Source organism: Streptomyces diastatochromogenes (assembly GCF_002242805.1).
Classification (GTDB): Bacteria; Actinomycetota; Actinomycetes; order Streptomycetales; family Streptomycetaceae; genus Streptomyces; species Streptomyces diastatochromogenes.
This window is the reverse complement of record NZ_MCGQ01000007.1, coordinates 460,045-475,979: the sequence shown is the minus strand read 5'-3', so window position 1 is coordinate 475,979 and position 15,935 is coordinate 460,045. Positions and strand designations below refer to the sequence as shown.

The following is a 15,935-nucleotide window of genomic DNA, read 5'->3' as shown; positions in this document are numbered from 1 at the left end:
ACCCCGTTCTCAACGAGGAGAGCACGTGTCGCAGGAGAAGTCTGTCCAGACCCGGGACGAGGACGGGTACGACTACGACGTCATCGTGATCGGTTCGGGGTTCGGCGGCTCGGTGTCCGCCCTGCGCCTCACCGAGAAGGGATACAAGGTAGGCGTCCTGGAAGCCGGCCGCCGCTTCGCCCGCGACACGCTCCCCAAGAACTCCTGGGACCTGAAGAACTACCTCTGGGCCCCCAAGCTCGGTATGTACGGCATCCAGCGCATCCACCTGCTGGGCAACGTCATGGTCCTGGCCGGCGCAGGCGTCGGCGGCGGTTCGCTCAACTACGCCAACACCCTCTACGTACCGCCGAAGGCCTTCTTCGACGACCCGCAGTGGAAGGACATCACCGACTGGCAGGAGGAGCTGAAGCCGTACTACGACCAGGCGCAGCGCATGCTCGGCGTCCGGCTCAACCCCACCATGACCCCCTCCGACGTGCACCTGAAGGCGGCGGCACAGCGGATGGGCGTCGGCGACACCTTCCACCTCGCGCCGGTCGGCGTGTTCTTCGGCGACGGCAAGGACGCCGACGGGACGGCGAAGGCGCAGCCGGGCGGGCAGGTGGCCGACCCGTACTTCGGCGGGGCCGGCCCGTCCCGCAAGGCCTGCACCGAGTGCGGTGAGTGCATGACCGGCTGCCGGCACGGCGCGAAGAACACCCTGAACGAGAACTACCTGTACCTCGCCGAGAAGGCGGGCGCGGTGGTGCACCCCATGACGACGGTCGTGTCCGTCACGGACGACTCGCGGGGCGGGTACGCGGTGGCGACGCTGCCGACGGACGACAAGAAGAAGGGCAAGGGGCGGATCCTCACTGCGCGGAGGGTCGTGATCGCGGCCGGCACGTACGGCACCCAGACCCTGCTGCACCGCATGAAGGCCGGCGGCCAGCTGCCCCACCTCTCCGCCCGCCTCGGCGACCTGACCCGCACCAACTCCGAGGCGCTGGTCGGCGCGCAGACGGACAACCGCCGCTACCGCAAGGCCACCGGCGAACCGAAGGCCGACTTCACGCGCGGGGTCGCCATCACGTCCTCCGTCCACCCCGACGAGAACACCCACATCGAGCCCGTCCGCTACGGCAAGGGCTCCAACTCGATGGGCGGCCTGTCGATCCTCCAGGTCCCCTACGCCGAGGGCTCCTCGCGCGCCCTGGCCTGGCTGGCGAACGCGGCCCGCCACCCCCTGCTGGTCGCCCGCTCCCTGTCCAACCGGCGCTGGTCGGAGCGGACCATCATCGGCCTGGTGATGCAGTCCCTGGACAACTCGCTGACGACGTACCTCAAGCCCGGCGGCGTCGGCAAGGGCCTGCTCACCGCCCGGCAGGGCCACGGCGCGCCGAACCCCAAGCAGATCAAGGCCGCCTCGGAGGCCGCCTCGGCCCTCGCCGCCGAGATCAACGGCTTCGCGGGCAGCAACGTCGGCGAGCTGATGGGCACCCCGCTGACCGCGCACTTCCTGGGCGGCTGCCCCATCGGCGACTCCGCGGAGACCGGCGTGATCGACCCGTACCACCGGCTCTACGGCCACCCCGGCATCTCGGTCGTGGACGGCGCCGCGGTCTCCGCGAACCTGGGCGTGAACCCGTCGCTGACGATCACCGCGCAGGCCGAGCGGGCCATGTCGTACTGGCCGAACAAGGGCGAGGAGGATCCGCGTCCGGCGCCGGGAGCGGCGTACGAACGCCTGAAGCCGGTGGAACCCCGGCAGCCGGCGGTCCCCGCGGACGCCTTCGGCGCGCTGAAGCTGCCGTTCCTGGGGATCCCGGCGGTGCCGCCGAAGAAGTAGCCGGACCGGAGGAGCAGCCGGAGCGAAGAAGTGCCGAGGGACCTGCATCCCCCTCCGAACGCAGGTCCCTCGCTTCTTACCGTCTTCTTGATCCGGCAGCAGGTTTGATCAGCGAGGGGCCTGAACGGTTGCGTCGCCTCACGTGATTTTCATGTGACGCGAGTCACGCGTGATGGGCATGATGAAGGGCCCCGCGGGACTCGGTCCGCGGGGCCCTTCATTCGTCAGCACCGACGTCAGGGCAGCGCCGGTGCCTGGAGGCGGCGCCGGGGGGTTGCGCCGCCTGTTGTGTGATGTGGTCTCGACCTCCGGCGAACAAGCCGGGGTAGGACAATGCCGTTGTCTGCGAGGGGACTTGGGGCTTTCTACGCATCGTGCGGGATGAGCGAGGCATCCGCAACCGTTTGACCCGGCACTGGTGCATTTTTGCAATTTTCCGCCGGTCGGCCCCGGGCGTCCCCGGAGCCGACCGTTCTCTTGGGTGACCGGGCTGCTGTCCCCTGCCGTCCGGTCACTTCCCTGGAGCGAGGTCCCACGGCGCACGGCACGACCCGTACGCCTCATCGCTCCAGCGAGCCACGCGTGGTTCTGTCGGGCCCGCCCCTGGCTGGCACGGACATCGGGATCAACGAAGCGGTCCGCGGGCCGGTCACGCGCCGTACGGGTGAGAGCGGGACCGAACTCAGATGCGACCCCGGCACAGCTCCAGCAGGGTCATCGCGAGGGCGGTGCCCGGCTTGCCGAGGGCCTCGCGGTAGCGGCCGAGGATCTCCATCTCGCGGGAGAGGTTCACCCGCCGGCCGCCGGAGGCGATCCGGGCCTCCTGGACGACGGTGGACACGGCCATCCGCTCCTGGATGAGCCCGATGATCCGGTCGTCGAGCGCGTCGATGCGCTCACGGGCGTCGGCGATGGTCTGTTCCGCGGTGACGGTGGTCATGTCGGGGCTCCTGGAGAAGTGGAGGCCCCGGAACGACAGAACCCGGAAAACGACAGGCGCCCCGGGCCTTGTCGGCCCGGGGCGCCTGGGAAGTCGCTTGGCGGTTTGCTCAAGCAGCACGACCATGGCAGCCGGCGGGCCGGGTGCCATAGGTAAACAGGAAGGTCGTCTGCGTGAGCATGGGGTCAGTATGCCACGGGCCACGCCTGTGCCGGTCGGGCCTCCATGCCCACCCCGTTAGAATCGGAAGCACAGACCCCCGCCCGACCACCAGAAGGCACCCCGTGTCACCAGCGACTCAGTCTGCCGCCACCCCCGACACCGTCCTGGTCGTCGACTTCGGCGCGCAGTACGCCCAGCTCATCGCCCGTCGCGTCCGCGAGGCGCGGGTCTACAGCGAGATCGTGCCGAGCACCATGCCGGTCGAGGAGATGCTCGCCAAGAACCCTGCGGCGATCATCCTCTCCGGCGGCCCCTCGTCCGTGTACGAGGAGGGCGCCCCCCGCCTCGGCCGCGAGCTGTTCGAGGCCGGCGTCCCCGTCTTCGGCATGTGCTACGGCTTCCAGCTGATGGCGCAGGTCCTCGGCGGCACCGTCGACAACACCGGTTCCCGCGAGTACGGCCGTACCGACCTGCACGTCTCCCGCGCGTCCTCCACCCTCTTCGAGGGCACCCCGGACGAGCAGCACGTGTGGATGTCGCACGGCGACGCCTGCTCCGCCGCCCCCGAGGGCTTCACCGTCACCGCGTCCACGGACGTCGTCCCGGTCGCCGCCTTCGAGAACGACGAGAAGAAGCTCTACGGCGTCCAGTACCACCCCGAGGTCATGCACTCCACGCACGGCCAGCAGGTGCTGGAGCACTTCCTGTACCGCGGCGCGGGCCTGACCCCGTCCTGGACCACGGGCAACGTGATCGAGGAGCAGGTCGCCGCGATCCGCGAGCAGGTCGGCGACAAGCGCGCGATCTGCGGTCTGTCCGGCGGCGTGGACTCCGCCGTCGCCGCCGCCCTCGTCGCGCGGGCCATCGGCGACCAGCTGACCTGCGTGTACGTCGACCACGGTCTGATGCGCAAGGGCGAGACCGAGCAGGTCGAGAAGGACTTCGTGGCCGCGACCGGCGTCAAGCTGGTCGTCGTGGACGCCGAGGAGCGCTTCCTGACCGCGCTCAAGGGAGTCTCCGAGCCCGAGGAGAAGCGGAAGATCATCGGCCGCGAGTTCATCCGCGTCTTCGAGCAGGCGCAGGCCGAGATCATCGCCGACGCGGGCCCGGCGGTCGAGTTCCTGGTCCAGGGCACCCTGTACCCGGACGTCGTGGAGTCCGGCGGCGGCACCGGCACGGCGAACATCAAGTCGCACCACAACGTCGGCGGCCTCCCCGAGGACCTCGAGTTCCAGCTCATCGAGCCGCTGCGCAAGCTGTTCAAGGACGAGGTCCGGATGGTCGGCCAGGAGCTGGGCCTGCCGGAGGAGATCGTCCAGCGCCAGCCGTTCCCGGGCCCGGGTCTCGGCATCCGCATCGTCGGCGAGGTGACGAAGGAGCGTCTGGACCTGCTCCGCGAAGCCGACGCGATCGCCCGCGAGGAGCTGACCGCGGCCGGCCTCGACCGGGACATCTGGCAGTGCCCGGTGGTCCTGCTCGCGGACGTCCGCTCGGTCGGCGTCCAGGGCGACGGCCGCACCTACGGCCACCCGATCGTCCTGCGCCCGGTCTCCTCCGAGGACGCCATGACCGCCGACTGGTCGCGTCTGCCGTACGACGTTCTCGCCCGCATCTCGACCCGGATCACCAACGAGGTCCGGGACGTCAACCGGGTCGTCCTCGACGTGACCTCGAAGCCGCCGGGCACCATCGAGTGGGAGTAGTCCCTACCGTCGCCTGAGAGTGCGCACCGGCTCTCCGGGCTTCCAGACCTGGGCGACCAGGTACGTCTCGTCCTCGACGTAGGTCCGCACGACCTCCGTCAACTCGGTGCGGAAGAGGTGGAACGGCTGCGGCGGTTCCACCTCTTCGACGTAGGCCGCCCTGGCCGCGCCGTCCTCGACCTCGAACGCCCGGCCGCTGATCCGCACGTCCCCGCTGCCCATGTCGGCGCCCGGATTCGCCTGGAGCGCGAAGCGCGGATCGCGCAGCAGGTCGAGGGCCTTGAGGGAGTTCGGCATCATGCCGAGCCACAGCTCTCCGCCCAGGAAACGGACCTCCAGGCCGGACGTGCGGGGGGACCCGTCCCGGCGCAGGGTCGCCAGGACGTGGTGCCGGTGGGCGCCGAAACGCTCCTCGGAGAGCGCTGCCAGTTCGGGTGCGGTGGTGGTGAGGGCTGCCCAGTTCATACGTGCCAGATCCATACGCGCCAGTCTCACCGGTAAACCGGACATCCTCTGTCGTGTATTCGCTGCGTACGTCATCTTTACAAAACAGCTCTGCCCTTTTGCGCTGACCGGCGGTAACTTCCGGCCCGTACAGCAATTCCCACGCTGGAGGACCTATGCACGGGCCCACCCCGCCCCTGCCGCTGCCCACCGACCAGCTGCAGTTCGCCATGCCGCCGATGCACGACTCGGTCGAGGACGAGCGCCGGCACCGCAAGGAGCGGCTCGCCGGCGCCCTGCGGATCTTCGGGCGCGCCGGATTCGAGGACGGAGTGTCGGGGCACATCACCGCGCGCGACCCCGAGTTCAGCGACTGCTTCTGGGTCAACCCGTTCGGGATGCCGTTCAAGCACGTCACCGTCAGCGACCTGGTCCTCGCCAACCAGGACGGACAGGTCGTCGAGGGCCGCTACCACGTCAACCAGGCCGCGTTCACCGTGCACGCCCAGGTCCACGCCGCCCGCCCCGACGTCGTCGCCGTCGCCCACTGCCACTCCGTGCACGGCCGGGCCGTCGCCGCGCTCGGCGACCTCATCGACCCGATCACCCAGGAGAGCTGCGCCTTCTACGAGGACGTGGCGCTCTACGACGCCTACACCGGCGTCACCGTCGACGCCGAGGAAGGCCGCCGTATCGCCGCCGCCCTCGGCTCCCGCAAGGCCCTCGTGATGCGCAACCACGGGCTGCTGACCGTCGGGGACTCGGTGGACGCGGCGGCCTGGTGGTTCATGTCGCTGGAGCGGTCGTGCCAGGTGCAGCTGATGGCGAAGGCGGCAGGCCGGCCGGTCCTCATCGACCACAAGCAGGCCGTCGCCACCCGCGAACAGCTCGGCGGCGACCTGGTGGCCTGGATCAACTACCAGCCGCTGTGGCAGGACATCAGCCGCAGCGAACCGGACCTGCTCAGCTAGGAGCCCCGCAGGACGGCGGCTGGAAGCCCCGCAGGACGGCGGCCTTCGTCCGCGCGAACTCCTCGTCCGTGAGCACCCCGTCGCGGTGCAGCTCGCCCAGCTCCCGCAGCCGGCGCAGCAGTACGTCGTGGTGGTGGTCGGCCTGCGCCGGCACGGCGGCCGGCGGCCGGCCCCGGTCCGCGGGCGCGCCGCCGGTGCGGGTCGAGGGATGCGGCAGCCGCGCGGTGACGGCCGCCGCGACCAGCGCGGTCAGCAGATCGCGCCGGACGCTGCCCCACAGGTCGAGGGTGTAGGGGTCCCGCTCGGGCGGCAGCTTGGAGAACGCCGTCTCCCGGGTCACGAACCGGAGGAAGCCGTCCTCGTAGCCGGAGTTGGGCAGCCACTCGACCTGGACCAGGTCGCCGAGGCCGATGATCCGAGGGCCGGTCGCGCGTTTGACCCGGTCGGAGGTGTCGGCCCAGTCGATGCGCACCTGCGTGCCGTCGAAGGAGACCGTGCCGTCGGAGGAGCGCACCGAGACCGGCACCGGCGGCCCCGGCAGCAGATAGGCCGCCGTGGGCTCCTTGGGGACCTGGTCGAGCAGCAGCGCGTGCCGGATCTCCTCGGCGACGAACTCGGCCACCCCGCCGCGGTCCGCGTCCACGGTCAGCCGGTAGGGGTCGGCCGCTTCCGGCAGCCGCCCGCCCGTGGCCTGCAGCAGCGGATCGGCGCCCTCGCGCAGCCGCATCCGGAGCCGGCCCCGCTTGCGCTGGGGTTCGTAGCCGACGCCGGACACCGCTTCCAGCGGTACGGCGATCTCCCCGTACGTCTGCCGGAACAGCGGCACGGAACGGTGGAGTCCGGGGGTGATCCGGATCGTACTGCCGTCGAACGCCCAGGTGCCGTCCCGCTGGATGATCTCGGCCATGGGGAGATTCTCGCAGCCGGGTCAACACGGTGGCCCGAACTTCACCCGCCGGGACCCGGACCGACGGGCCCCGACGGCCCTGCGTAGGGCACAATTCGCTCTCGACACTGGGGAGTTGCACGGCGGCGGAACGGCCCGCAGAGGGGCCCGCCGGCCGTGTCTCGGGCCGAGGGGAAGGCGGGCGTCGGGCGTGGCGGTGCAGGAGGCGAGACAGGGCGCGGCAACGGGTGCCGTCGGGGCGCACGCAGGCGGCTGCACCTGCGGGGACTGTCCGCACGGGGCCCGTGAGGGACACCGGCGGGCGGTCGCCGCGTTCCTGCGCGCGCGGGACGAGTTCGCGGCCGGGCAGGGCCTGCCGGCGGGCGTGGCGCACTCGGCCTCCGCCTCCCGCCAGTGGGTCTCAGCGGAGCTGACCCAGCAGGCGGAGGCCGTCGCCGAGCGGGGCCGGTCGGAGGGTGAGGCCTGGCTCGCCCGGCTGTGGCTGCGCATGGCGTGCGTGGTGTGGGGCGGGGTCGTCGCCCTGCTGCTCGCCGAGTCGCTCACCGCGGTCGGCGCGGGCTGGACCAGCGCGCGGACCGCCGCACTGCTCGCCGCGTTCGTCGTCGCGGGGGCGCTGACCGCCGCCTCCTGGTTCCACCGGGCGCGTGGCGGGGCGCTGGCCCCGGTGATCGGCGAGGACAACCGGATGTCCACCTCCCGTACGGTGGCCGCCTGTTGGGTGCTGTTCGTCGCCTACGCGGTGCTGCTGCTGGCGGGCCGCCTGGCCGCCGCCTCCGACCACGCCGAACGCGACGCGCTGATCGCCGGCCTCGACCTCGCGCGCGGGGCGGGCGTGGTGACCGTCCTCGCCGTGGTGTGCGGCATCGCCGTGCTGGTCCGCCGGGTGGTCGGCCTGCGCATCCTCGGTCTGCGGCTGCAGAAGGTACCGGCCCACCGGCCGCGCGCCGCCGACCTGCTCACCGACGACTCCGGCCGGGGCGCCTTCGCCGACATCCAGTACGTCGTCATCAGCGCCGTCGCCCTGTCGTTCGCCGCGGTACGGCTGGCCCGCCGCCCCGACCAGCTGCCCGACCTGCCCTGGGGCCTCGCGGTCGTGGTGCTGATCTCGGCCGCGACCTACCTGGCCGGCAAGTACGCCGAGGGCGGCCGTCCGGTGATCCTCTCCGTCGTCCGTGCCCGTGAGCCCGGCGACCTGGACGGGCCGATCCGCACCGGCGACGACATCGAGATCCGCGGCACCGGCTTCGTCCCGCCCGGCGCCCAGAGCGCCGACCGTCTCTCCCGGATGGTCGTGCGCATCGGCGCGGTCGACGTCCACGTCCCGCTGGTCCCCGTCAGCGGCGGGTTCCGCAACCCCACGGACACCGTCCTGACCGTCCCGGTACCGGCCGAGGTGGAGCCCGGCTCGGTGGAGGTGCAGGTGGTCACCGCGGCGGGGGTGGCGACCAACCGGTGCATAGTCCAGGTGACGGACTGAGCCGGACCCCGAGCCGCCGCCCGCTCTCCCGCCCCTCCCCCGCACGCGGACCCGAAATCCGGAAAAACGTCCGGGAGAGGATTGAACCGGACCCGTTCGTCGTACGTATCGTCGAGTGAGGGGTTCGGCCCGGCGGGTGAGAGGCGGCTAACAGCGATGACTCACGGCATGCGGACGGACACACATACGTCCTACCTGAACCGCGGCGGCGACTGGCGGGACACTGCCACCCGCTACGCCCTCCTTCCGCTCCGTATCTTCCTCGGCGTCACCTTCATCTACGCCGGCCTGGACAAACTCACCGACAGCGCCTTCCTGAAGTCCGGCGGTGCCGGATCGGTCGGGGACACGATGCGCGCCGCCCGCGACTCCGCCGCCATCCCCGCCCTGATCGACATGGCCCTGAAGAATCCGGTCGGCTTCGGCTACGCCATCGCCTTCGGCGAGCTGGCCGTCGGTATCGGCACCCTGCTCGGCCTGCTGGGCCGGCTGGCCGCCCTCGGCGGCGCGCTGATCTCGCTCAGCCTGTGGCTGACCGTCAGCTGGGCCACGTCGCCCTACTACTACGGCAACGACCTCGCCTACCTGATGGCCTGGCTGCCCCTCGTCCTCGCCGGAGCGCCCTACCTCTCCCTGGACGCGGTCTGGCGCCGCCGTCGACGGCAACGCACGGGCGGCTACCGCTAGCCGCTCTCGGCGCCGCCGCGCCGTCTGCGTATGCCCCGGGTCACGGCCGCCGTGACACCGGCCAGGCAGAGGCCGCCCGTGACCAGCGGGATGGCCGCGAACCAGGGGGTGCTCCACAGGCCGGCCGCGTCACCGGCGTAGACGACCCCTGCGGCGGTGAGGAAGAGACCGGCGACCAGCTTCCCGGGCTGGAACTCATGACGCAGCACGGCTGACCTCCACCTCTCCGACGCCCACCCGCAGTCCTAGCCGCAGCGTCCCGGCGTCCTTGCCGCCCTTGACCGGCGACAGCGTCACGTCCTTGCGTCTGCCGGGCTCCACGTCCACGTCCTTGCTGTTCCGGCCGGGCAACCGGATGTCGCCCACCCCCACGTCGATGCTCAGCTTCACGGTCGCGTCCGCCGGCACGATCACCTTCAGCTGCCCCGCTCCCACCTCGGCGTCCGTGGCCACGGTCTGCCCCTTCGCCGGGTGCACGCGGCTCAGGTCCAGGGTGCCGACGCCGGTGCCGAGGTCGTAGGCCGACCGCACGTCCGCCGTCGCGGCCGGCTTCCAGGACATTTCCCTCCAGTGGGTCGTGATGTCCTTGGGCAGGGCCGTGGCCCCCGCGAGCAGCGCCGCCGTGACGATCGCCAGGAACACCGACCCGGCCCCCGTCCGCCCCAGGAAGGCGCTGAGCGTGATGCCCAGGCCGAAGACCACGAGCGCGCAGGCCAGGCCGGCCTGCAGGCTGGTGCCCAGCGGGTGCGTGTCCCAGGTCAGCCCCGTGCCCAGGCCCCCGGCCAGCAGGGCGAGCAGGAATATCCAGCCGCCGATCCAGCGCGGGCCGCGTGGTCTCTCGGGCACGGTGCGCGGCGGGTGCGTCGAGCCGTGGTGGGTCCAGGGGCTGGCGATGCCGACGTCCACGGACGGGACGAGGTCCCGGTCGCGGGTGTCGCCGGGACCCCACAGATAGCCGGTGCCGCCGACATGGGTGCCGTCCTTGACGATCGGGTCCCGCCACCAGGACGGGTAGGTGGTGACGACCGGCGGCGCCTGGGCCTCCGGAGGGGCGTCGGCGGCGGCCTGCGCGGCGAGCGGGTCGGGGTCGGCGGCGCCGCGCCGCCGCGACCAGTACCCGGCGCCGGCCAGCAGGAGGGAGAGGACCACGGCGAAGGTCAGCACCCCGCCGTTCTTCAGCATGGTCAGGAAGATCCCGCAGCCGACCAGGGCGAACAGCACGGCGGCCAGCGCTTGGCCGTCGACCCGGCCCGTCAGCAGCTTGCGGACCTCGTTCTCCTCTTCCTCCTCGTACGGCACCAGCAGCCAGGCGAAGCCGTAGAAGATGAGGCCGATGCCGCCGGTCGCGGCCAGCACGGCCAGGGTGATCCGGAAGATCACCGGGTCCATGTCCGTCTTCCGCCCGAGCCCGGCGCACACTCCGGCGATCATCTTGTGCCGTCGGTCGCGCCGGAACCGGAGGACACCGTCGGTGATCCCCTGCTCCCCGGTGGTCTCCTGCTCCCGCGTCGCTCCTGTCCCCTCCCTCTCTCCTGCCGTTCCCGTCTGTCCCGTCGCGGCGGGCGCGGCATCCGGCGGTCCGTTGCCCGGGGCCGGGCTCGGGCCGGGGCCGGGTCCCGGACCCGTCGCGGCGTGCTCGTGATCCGTCATGCGTCCATGGTGACGGCCCGGCCGCCGCCACGGCAGTCGGGATGACCCTGGGCGAACCCTGAGATCGGCCCTGAGACGCGGCGGGGAGGCGTTCGATGCCCCGTCGGGGGCCCGGTCGGGGGCCGTTTCGAACGGCCCGCTCGAAGATCAGGGGAGTCTAGGGGTGGACCCTGATGCCCCGCACCCGCGGCCATGTGACCATCGATGGCATGCCGGAAGCCGCAGCCTCGCCTCTCGACGACCCGCGGCCGCCGCGCAAGCTCTACCGCAGCAGCGACGGCCGCTGGCTCGGCGGAGTGGCGCGGGGCCTCGCGGGGCACCTCGGGCTGCCCGTGATCTGGGTCCGACTCGCCTTCGTCGGCCTGTTCATGGCGAACGGACTCGGCGCGCTGCTGTACGCCGCGTTCTGGTTCTTCGTGCCGCTCGGCGTCGGCGGCGTCGGCGACCAGAAACCGCAGTCGCTGGTGGGCACCGCGACCGCACCGGACGGCCGCCGCAGACTGCTGGCCCGCAAGCCGGACAAGGGTCAGATCGTCGCGCTGCTCCTCATGGTCATCGTGTCCATGGTCTTCCTGGGCAGCATCAACCTGACCAGCGCGGCCAAGGCGTATCTGCTGCCCTCCGTCCTGGTCGCGGCCGGTGTCGCCCTCGTCTGGCGCCAGGCGGACAACGCCCGCCGCGCCCGCTGGGTCGAGGTCGGCAGCCGCCGCCGCACCCTCACCCTGCTGCGCGCGGGCGCCGGCGTCCTGCTGGTCACCGCCGGCGTCTCCGCCGTCTTCGTCATGCAGGGCTCGGCCGCCCATCTCGGTGCGGTGCTCCAGGCCGCGCTCGTCGTCCTCGTCGGTATCACGCTGCTGGCCGGCCCCTATCTGGTCCGCATGACCCAGGACCTGTCCGAGGAACGCCTGATGCGCATCCGCGCCCAGGAGCGCGCCGAGGTCGCGGCCCACGTCCACGACTCCGTGCTGCACACCCTCACCCTGATCCAGCGCAACGCCGACAACGCCGGCGAGGTCCGTCGCCTGGCCCGCGCCCAGGAGCGGGACCTGCGCACCTGGCTGTACAAGCCGGAGGGCACCGGCAAGGACGAGGCCGACGAGCCGGACACGGTCGCCGAGGCGGTCCGGCGCAACGCGGCCGAGGTAGAGGACAAGCACGGCGTGCCCATCGAGGTGGTCGTGGTCGGCGACTGCCCGCTGGACGAGAGGACCGGCGCACAGATGCAGGCCGCGCGCGAGGCGATGGTCAACGCCGCCAAGTACGGTGGCGAGGGCGGTGCCGTACAGGTCTACGCCGAAGTCGAGGGAAGGACGGTCTTCGTGTCCGTCCGCGACCGCGGCCCGGGCTTCGACCTCGACTCGATACCCGCCGACCGCATGGGCGTTAGAGAATCGATCATCGGCCGCATGGAGCGCCACGGCGGCACGGCCCGGCTGCGGGCGGTGCCGGGCGGCGGCACGGAGGTCGAGCTGGAGATGGAGAGGGCGGAGAAGACGTCATGAGCGACGCGACCGAGGCGAACGGTACGGCGGGAGCGGCGGAGCCGCCCGGGTCTGGCCCCGCCGGGAAGCGGCATGTGCGCGTGGTGCTCGTCGACGACCACCGCATGTTCCGCACCGGCGTGCAGGCCGAGATCGGGCAGACCGCCGAGACCGGTGTGGAGGTGGTCGGCGAGGCGGCGGACGTCGACCAGGCGGTCACGGTCATCACCGCGACCCGGCCCGAGGTGGTCCTCCTGGATGTCCACCTGCCGGGCGGCGGCGGGGTCGAAGTGCTGCGCCGGTGCGCCGGGTTGATGGCGGACGCCGAGCAGCCGGTGCGCTTCCTCGCGCTGTCCGTGTCGGACGCCGCGGAGGACGTGATCGGTGTGATCCGCGGCGGCGCCCGCGGCTATGTCACCAAGACCATCACCGGCACCGACCTGGTCGACTCGATCTTCCGGGTCCAGGAGGGCGACGCCGTCTTCTCCCCCCGCCTGGCCGGGTTCGTCCTGGACGCCTTCGCCTCCACCGACGCCCCGCCGGTCGACGAGGACCTGGACCGCCTCACCCAGCGCGAGCGGGAGGTGCTGCGCCTGATCGCCCGGGGCTACGCCTACAAGGAGATCGCCAAGCAGCTCTTCATCTCGGTGAAGACGGTCGAGTCCCATGTCTCGGCGGTCCTGCGCAAGCTCCAGCTGTCCAACCGCCACGAGCTGACCCGCTGGGCCACGGCACGACGACTGGTCTGACCCCTGCCGGGCAGCCGCCCTCACGCCACCCGCGTGGCCCCCGCGAACGGCATCTGGTCGATGGGGGCCAGACGGACCGGCGCCGACGGGTTCGGGGCGTGGATCATCCGGCCGTTGCCGACGTAGATGCCCACGTGGCTGATGCCGGAGTAGAAGAACACCAGGTCGCCGGGCTGGAGTTCCGAGCGGGAGACCCGCCGGCCCGCGTTGATCTGGGTGTAGGTGGTGCGGGGCAGGGAGACGCCGGCGGAGCGGTAGGCGGCCTGGACCAGGCCCGAGCAGTCGAAGGCGTCCGGGCCGGTCGCGCCCCACACATAGGGGCTGCCGAGCTTCTGGTAGGCGTAGGCGACGGCCGCCGCCGCGCGGGTGCCGGGGGCGGCGGTGGAGCCCGCCTGCTCCAGGTCGGCCCGGGCGTCCGAGGCCGAGCGTGAGGCGCGCCCCGGCGCGGTGCCGTCGCCGGTGGCCTGCGCCCGCTGCGCCGGAGTGAGCCGCGCCAGCAGGCTGCGCGCCTCGGCCAGCTTCCCGGTGATGGTCTTCTTCTGCCGCTTCAGCTCCGCCTGCCGAGACCGCAGCGACTTCAGCTCGATCCGGGCGGCGCCGCGCAACTGCTCGATCTCCCGCAGCTGTTGACGTACCCGAGTCACCGCCCCGGCCTGCCGCTCGCCGGCCCGCTCGGCGAACGTGGCCCCGTCCAGGTACTGGTCGGGGTCGCTGGACAGGGCGAGCTGCCAGGCGGGGTCGATGCCGCCCTCGCGGTACTGCGCCGCCGCGTACGAACCCAGCGCCTCCCGGGCCGAGTTCAGCTTGTCCTGCTTGCGGGCGGTCTCGTCCCGCAGCGAGTTCAGCCGCCGCTGGGTCGTATCCGCCTGCTCCTTCGCGCCGTTGTACTTCTCGGTGGCGGTCTCCGCCTCCTGGTACAGCTTGTCCACCTTGGCCTTCACCTGGGTCGGTGTCAGCTGCGGCTCGGCGTTGCCGGTCCCGTCGAAGGCGGTCGCGGTGGCCGCGCCCGCCAGAGCGAGGGTGGCGGCCGTGCGGGCCGTGTTTCTGCCGAGCGAGCGCTGTCGGGGCTTTCGGTGCGCTGCCACCTGGACCGTCACGTCCTTCCGTAGGACTCCTGCGACCGGACGAGCGGTGTGCCCGGCGGCGGCCCGCACAGGGGAAGCGGGCCGTCGCCGGACCTTTCTCGGCGGTGGTGCCCGACTGCCGCCCCTGGCCCGGGCGGCGGTGGGGAGCCGGTCACCTGGGGGAGGACGCTAAACCCGAGTGTGACGGTCAGGTAACGCGGAGTACGGAACTGGCTTCGAGCGATCGCCGCGTGACCGTATGTGACCGTATTGCCGGGCTGGAGACGTCGTCTTCACGCAGCGTGGTGACCGATGCGCGGAATGCGGGGCACGCGGGAGTCATGGGGTGCTATGGCGCGCATATATGCAAGGTCCACGGATGCTCCGGGTGGGCCCGGTGACAGAGGGCTGTGGAGCCCCTGATTAGGCTCCGGGCTCATGGACGTACTCATCCATCTCTTCGTCGGCCTGCACATCATCGGCATCGCCGCGCTGCTCGGCGGTTTCCTCACCCAGATGAAGGCGATGGGCCAGGGAACGGCCCGCTTCGTCCCCGGGATGCTGCACGGCGCGTTCACCATGCTGGTCACCGGTGTGGCCCTGGTCGGCCTCAACCAGGCCGACGGCCACCACGTCAACACCTTCAAGATCGGCGTGAAGCTGGCCCTGCTGATCGTGATCCTCGGGCTGGTGTACGTGAAGCGCGACGAGGAGACGGTGGACAAGAGCCTGTTCGGGCTGGTCGGCGCGCTGACCGTCGCGAACATCTTCATCGCCGTGCTGTGGACGTGACGCTCAGCGCCGTCCGGTGATCCCGGTGCGGGCCTTGAGGGCCGCGCCGGCCGCGACCGCGAGCCACGCCGCCACCGTCACCCACACCAGCACCCGCCCCGGCCCGTTCAGCCACCCGATGTCCACGGCGGCCGCGACCGACAGCGTGGCCACCCCGGTCATCCCCATGGGGAACACCGTCGCCCACCGCCGCATGTCGTAGTGCAGCCGGGGCCGGGCCACCTCGGCGACCAGCAGGATCACGCACCAGGCCAGATCCAGGACGAGCAGCGCCACCGTCACGTTCCGCAGCACGCCCCGGTCGTCGTCGTTCCACAGGTACAGCCGCACACTGTCGGCGGAGAGCAGCCTCGACCCGGCCAGCGCCGAGATGGCGAGCGCCCCGCCCGCGATCCACTGGTCCCCGGCCCCCTCGACGATCTGCCGCGGATCGAAGTGCCGCAGGGCGAGGCCGTAGAGCACCAGGCCCAGCCAGAACAGCACCAGAGCGGCGTGCGCGAGCCATGCCGCCGTCTCGACCGCGGCCAGCGTGGCCGCCAGCACCGCCGGCGCCTGTGTGGCCACACAACACAGGAACACCGCTCCCGGCATGTGTCGCTTCCAGTGCCGCATGACGAGGTACAGCAGCAGCGGCCAGAGCACCACGGCCAGCGCCAGCGCCGCCTCGGCCAGGGTCTGCCGGCCGAGCGCCGAGAACCGGGTGCCGAGCACGGCCGTGGCGGCGACCGCGGTGAGCGCGCCCGGGCTGTGCGCCTCGGCCATCCAGCGCTCCCGCTGTGCCACCAGCCGTACGACGAAGTCGGCGGCCAGCGCCGCCCAGGCGACGCAGGCCAGCCACAGGAAGACCCGGGACACCGTCTCGTCGCCCGTCAGATGCAGGCCCACCGACACGACGGCGGTCGCCATGACGGCGGCCCCCGCCGCCGGCGGATGCCCCGCCCACCACGCACGCAGAGCTGAGATGCCGGGCATGCGCCCGATGCTAGGCAGCCACGCGGGCGCAGCACGGAGGGCACGCGCGCGCGTGGGGCTCGAAAACCTCGAAAAGGGGACGGTCAGACTGCGGAAAGGGGACGG

General features: G+C 71.9%; 15 protein-coding genes. 8 read left to right on the top strand and 7 right to left on the bottom strand.

The window, feature by feature from the left end:
• Window positions 1-25: 25 nt before the first annotated feature.
• Complete coding sequence (locus tag BEK98_RS06665; protein WP_094215451.1) at window positions 26-1,831, top strand: GMC family oxidoreductase N-terminal domain-containing protein; 1,806 nt, start codon at window positions 26-28, stop codon at window positions 1,829-1,831.
• 682 nt (window positions 1,832-2,513) lie between these two features.
• Here BEK98_RS06665 and BEK98_RS06660 read toward each other — a convergent pair.
• Window positions 2,514-2,771, bottom strand: a complete 258-nt coding sequence (locus BEK98_RS06660; protein WP_094215450.1) for a chorismate mutase — start codon at window positions 2,769-2,771, stop codon at window positions 2,514-2,516.
• A gap of 284 nt (window positions 2,772-3,055) precedes the next feature.
• Between BEK98_RS06660 and guaA the strand changes: the two genes are divergently transcribed.
• Window positions 3,056-4,636 (top strand): glutamine-hydrolyzing GMP synthase, encoded by a 1,581-nt coding sequence (gene guaA / locus BEK98_RS06655; protein ID WP_094215449.1) that lies wholly within the window; start codon window positions 3,056-3,058, stop codon window positions 4,634-4,636.
• 3 nt (window positions 4,637-4,639) lie between these two features.
• Here the strand turns inward: guaA and BEK98_RS06650 are convergent, their stop codons facing one another.
• Entirely contained in the window at window positions 4,640-5,101 is a 462-nt protein-coding gene (locus BEK98_RS06650) for a pyridoxamine 5'-phosphate oxidase family protein (RefSeq protein ID WP_094215448.1), read from the bottom strand.
• Window positions 5,102-5,256: 155 nt separating this feature from the next.
• On the opposite strand from BEK98_RS06650, the gene BEK98_RS06645 reads away from it, so the two are divergent.
• Window positions 5,257-6,051: a class II aldolase/adducin family protein gene (locus tag BEK98_RS06645; protein ID WP_094215447.1), complete on the top strand. Its 795-nt coding sequence runs from the start codon at window positions 5,257-5,259 to the stop codon at window positions 6,049-6,051.
• Here BEK98_RS06645 and BEK98_RS06640 read toward each other — a convergent pair.
• Window positions 6,044-6,958, bottom strand: a complete 915-nt coding sequence (locus BEK98_RS06640; RefSeq protein ID WP_094215446.1) for a DUF4429 domain-containing protein — start codon at window positions 6,956-6,958, stop codon at window positions 6,044-6,046. The two genes, BEK98_RS06645 and BEK98_RS06640, sit on opposite strands and share 8 nt — an antisense overlap.
• A 190-nt stretch (window positions 6,959-7,148) precedes the next feature.
• Here BEK98_RS06640 and BEK98_RS06635 point away from each other — a divergent pair, with 190 nt between their 5' ends.
• Window positions 7,149-8,435, top strand: coding sequence for a hypothetical protein (locus BEK98_RS06635; protein ID WP_094215445.1), 1,287 nt, complete (start codon window positions 7,149-7,151; stop codon window positions 8,433-8,435).
• A 156-nt stretch (window positions 8,436-8,591) separates the two neighbouring features.
• A complete protein-coding gene (locus BEK98_RS06630) occupies window positions 8,592-9,122 on the top strand; it encodes a TQO small subunit DoxD (protein ID WP_094215444.1) in 531 nt (176 codons plus the stop codon).
• Here the strand turns inward: BEK98_RS06630 and BEK98_RS06625 are convergent.
• On the bottom strand, window positions 9,119-9,331 hold the full coding sequence (locus BEK98_RS06625) for a hypothetical protein (protein ID WP_094215443.1): 213 nt from the start codon (window positions 9,329-9,331) through the stop codon (window positions 9,119-9,121). The genes BEK98_RS06630 and BEK98_RS06625 overlap by 4 nt on opposite strands.
• Window positions 9,318-10,772, bottom strand: a complete 1,455-nt coding sequence (locus BEK98_RS06620) for a PspC domain-containing protein (RefSeq protein WP_094215442.1) — start codon at window positions 10,770-10,772, stop codon at window positions 9,318-9,320. The genes BEK98_RS06625 and BEK98_RS06620 overlap by 14 nt, the downstream gene beginning before the upstream one ends.
• 209 nt (window positions 10,773-10,981) lie before the next feature.
• On the opposite strand from BEK98_RS06620, the gene BEK98_RS06615 reads away from it, so the two are divergent.
• Together BEK98_RS06615 and BEK98_RS06610 are read left to right on the top strand one after the other, a co-directional pair.
• Window positions 10,982-12,274, top strand: coding sequence for an ATP-binding protein (locus tag BEK98_RS06615; protein WP_094215741.1), 1,293 nt, complete (start codon window positions 10,982-10,984; stop codon window positions 12,272-12,274).
• Window positions 12,271-13,002, top strand: coding sequence for a LuxR C-terminal-related transcriptional regulator (locus tag BEK98_RS06610; protein WP_094215441.1), 732 nt, complete (start codon window positions 12,271-12,273; stop codon window positions 13,000-13,002). The genes BEK98_RS06615 and BEK98_RS06610 overlap by 4 nt, the downstream gene beginning before the upstream one ends.
• A gap of 20 nt (window positions 13,003-13,022) precedes the next feature.
• Here the strand turns inward: BEK98_RS06610 and BEK98_RS06605 are convergent, their stop codons facing one another.
• Window positions 13,023-14,087 carry a C40 family peptidase gene (locus BEK98_RS06605; RefSeq protein ID WP_208643029.1) on the bottom strand — a complete coding sequence of 355 codons (1,065 nt, stop codon included), beginning with the start codon at window positions 14,085-14,087 and terminating at the stop codon, window positions 13,023-13,025.
• A 417-nt stretch (window positions 14,088-14,504) separates the two neighbouring features.
• Here BEK98_RS06605 and BEK98_RS06600 point away from each other — a divergent pair, with 417 nt between their 5' ends.
• A complete protein-coding gene (locus tag BEK98_RS06600; RefSeq protein WP_094215439.1) occupies window positions 14,505-14,858 on the top strand; it encodes a hypothetical protein in 354 nt (117 codons plus the stop codon).
• A 3-nt stretch (window positions 14,859-14,861) separates the two neighbouring features.
• Here the strand turns inward: BEK98_RS06600 and BEK98_RS06595 are convergent, their stop codons facing one another.
• Window positions 14,862-15,830 carry a tellurite resistance/C4-dicarboxylate transporter family protein gene (locus BEK98_RS06595; RefSeq protein ID WP_094215438.1) on the bottom strand — a complete coding sequence of 323 codons (969 nt, stop codon included), beginning with the start codon at window positions 15,828-15,830 and terminating at the stop codon, window positions 14,862-14,864.
• Between the last annotated feature and the right edge of the window lie 105 nt (window positions 15,831-15,935).

Excerpts from the sequence above, each read along its gene's own strand:
- BEK98_RS06660 (WP_094215450.1), bottom strand. The coding sequence starts at position 2,771 with ATGACCACCGTCACCGCGGAACAGACCATCGCCGACGCCCGTGAGCGC.
- BEK98_RS06650 (WP_094215448.1), bottom strand. The coding sequence starts at position 5,101 with ATGAACTGGGCAGCCCTCACCACCACCGCACCCGAACTGGCAGCGCTC.
- BEK98_RS06645 (WP_094215447.1), top strand. The coding sequence starts at position 5,257 with ATGCACGGGCCCACCCCGCCCCTGCCGCTGCCCACCGACCAGCTGCAG.
- BEK98_RS06640 (WP_094215446.1), bottom strand. The coding sequence starts at position 6,958 with ATGGCCGAGATCATCCAGCGGGACGGCACCTGGGCGTTCGACGGCAGT.
- BEK98_RS06630 (WP_094215444.1), top strand. The coding sequence starts at position 8,592 with ATGACTCACGGCATGCGGACGGACACACATACGTCCTACCTGAACCGC.
- BEK98_RS06620 (WP_094215442.1), bottom strand. The coding sequence starts at position 10,772 with ATGACGGATCACGAGCACGCCGCGACGGGTCCGGGACCCGGCCCCGGC.
- BEK98_RS06615 (WP_094215741.1), top strand. The coding sequence starts at position 10,982 with ATGCCGGAAGCCGCAGCCTCGCCTCTCGACGACCCGCGGCCGCCGCGC.
- BEK98_RS06610 (WP_094215441.1), top strand. The coding sequence starts at position 12,271 with ATGAGCGACGCGACCGAGGCGAACGGTACGGCGGGAGCGGCGGAGCCG.
- BEK98_RS06600 (WP_094215439.1), top strand. The coding sequence starts at position 14,505 with ATGGACGTACTCATCCATCTCTTCGTCGGCCTGCACATCATCGGCATC.
- BEK98_RS06595 (WP_094215438.1), bottom strand. The coding sequence starts at position 15,830 with ATGCCCGGCATCTCAGCTCTGCGTGCGTGGTGGGCGGGGCATCCGCCG.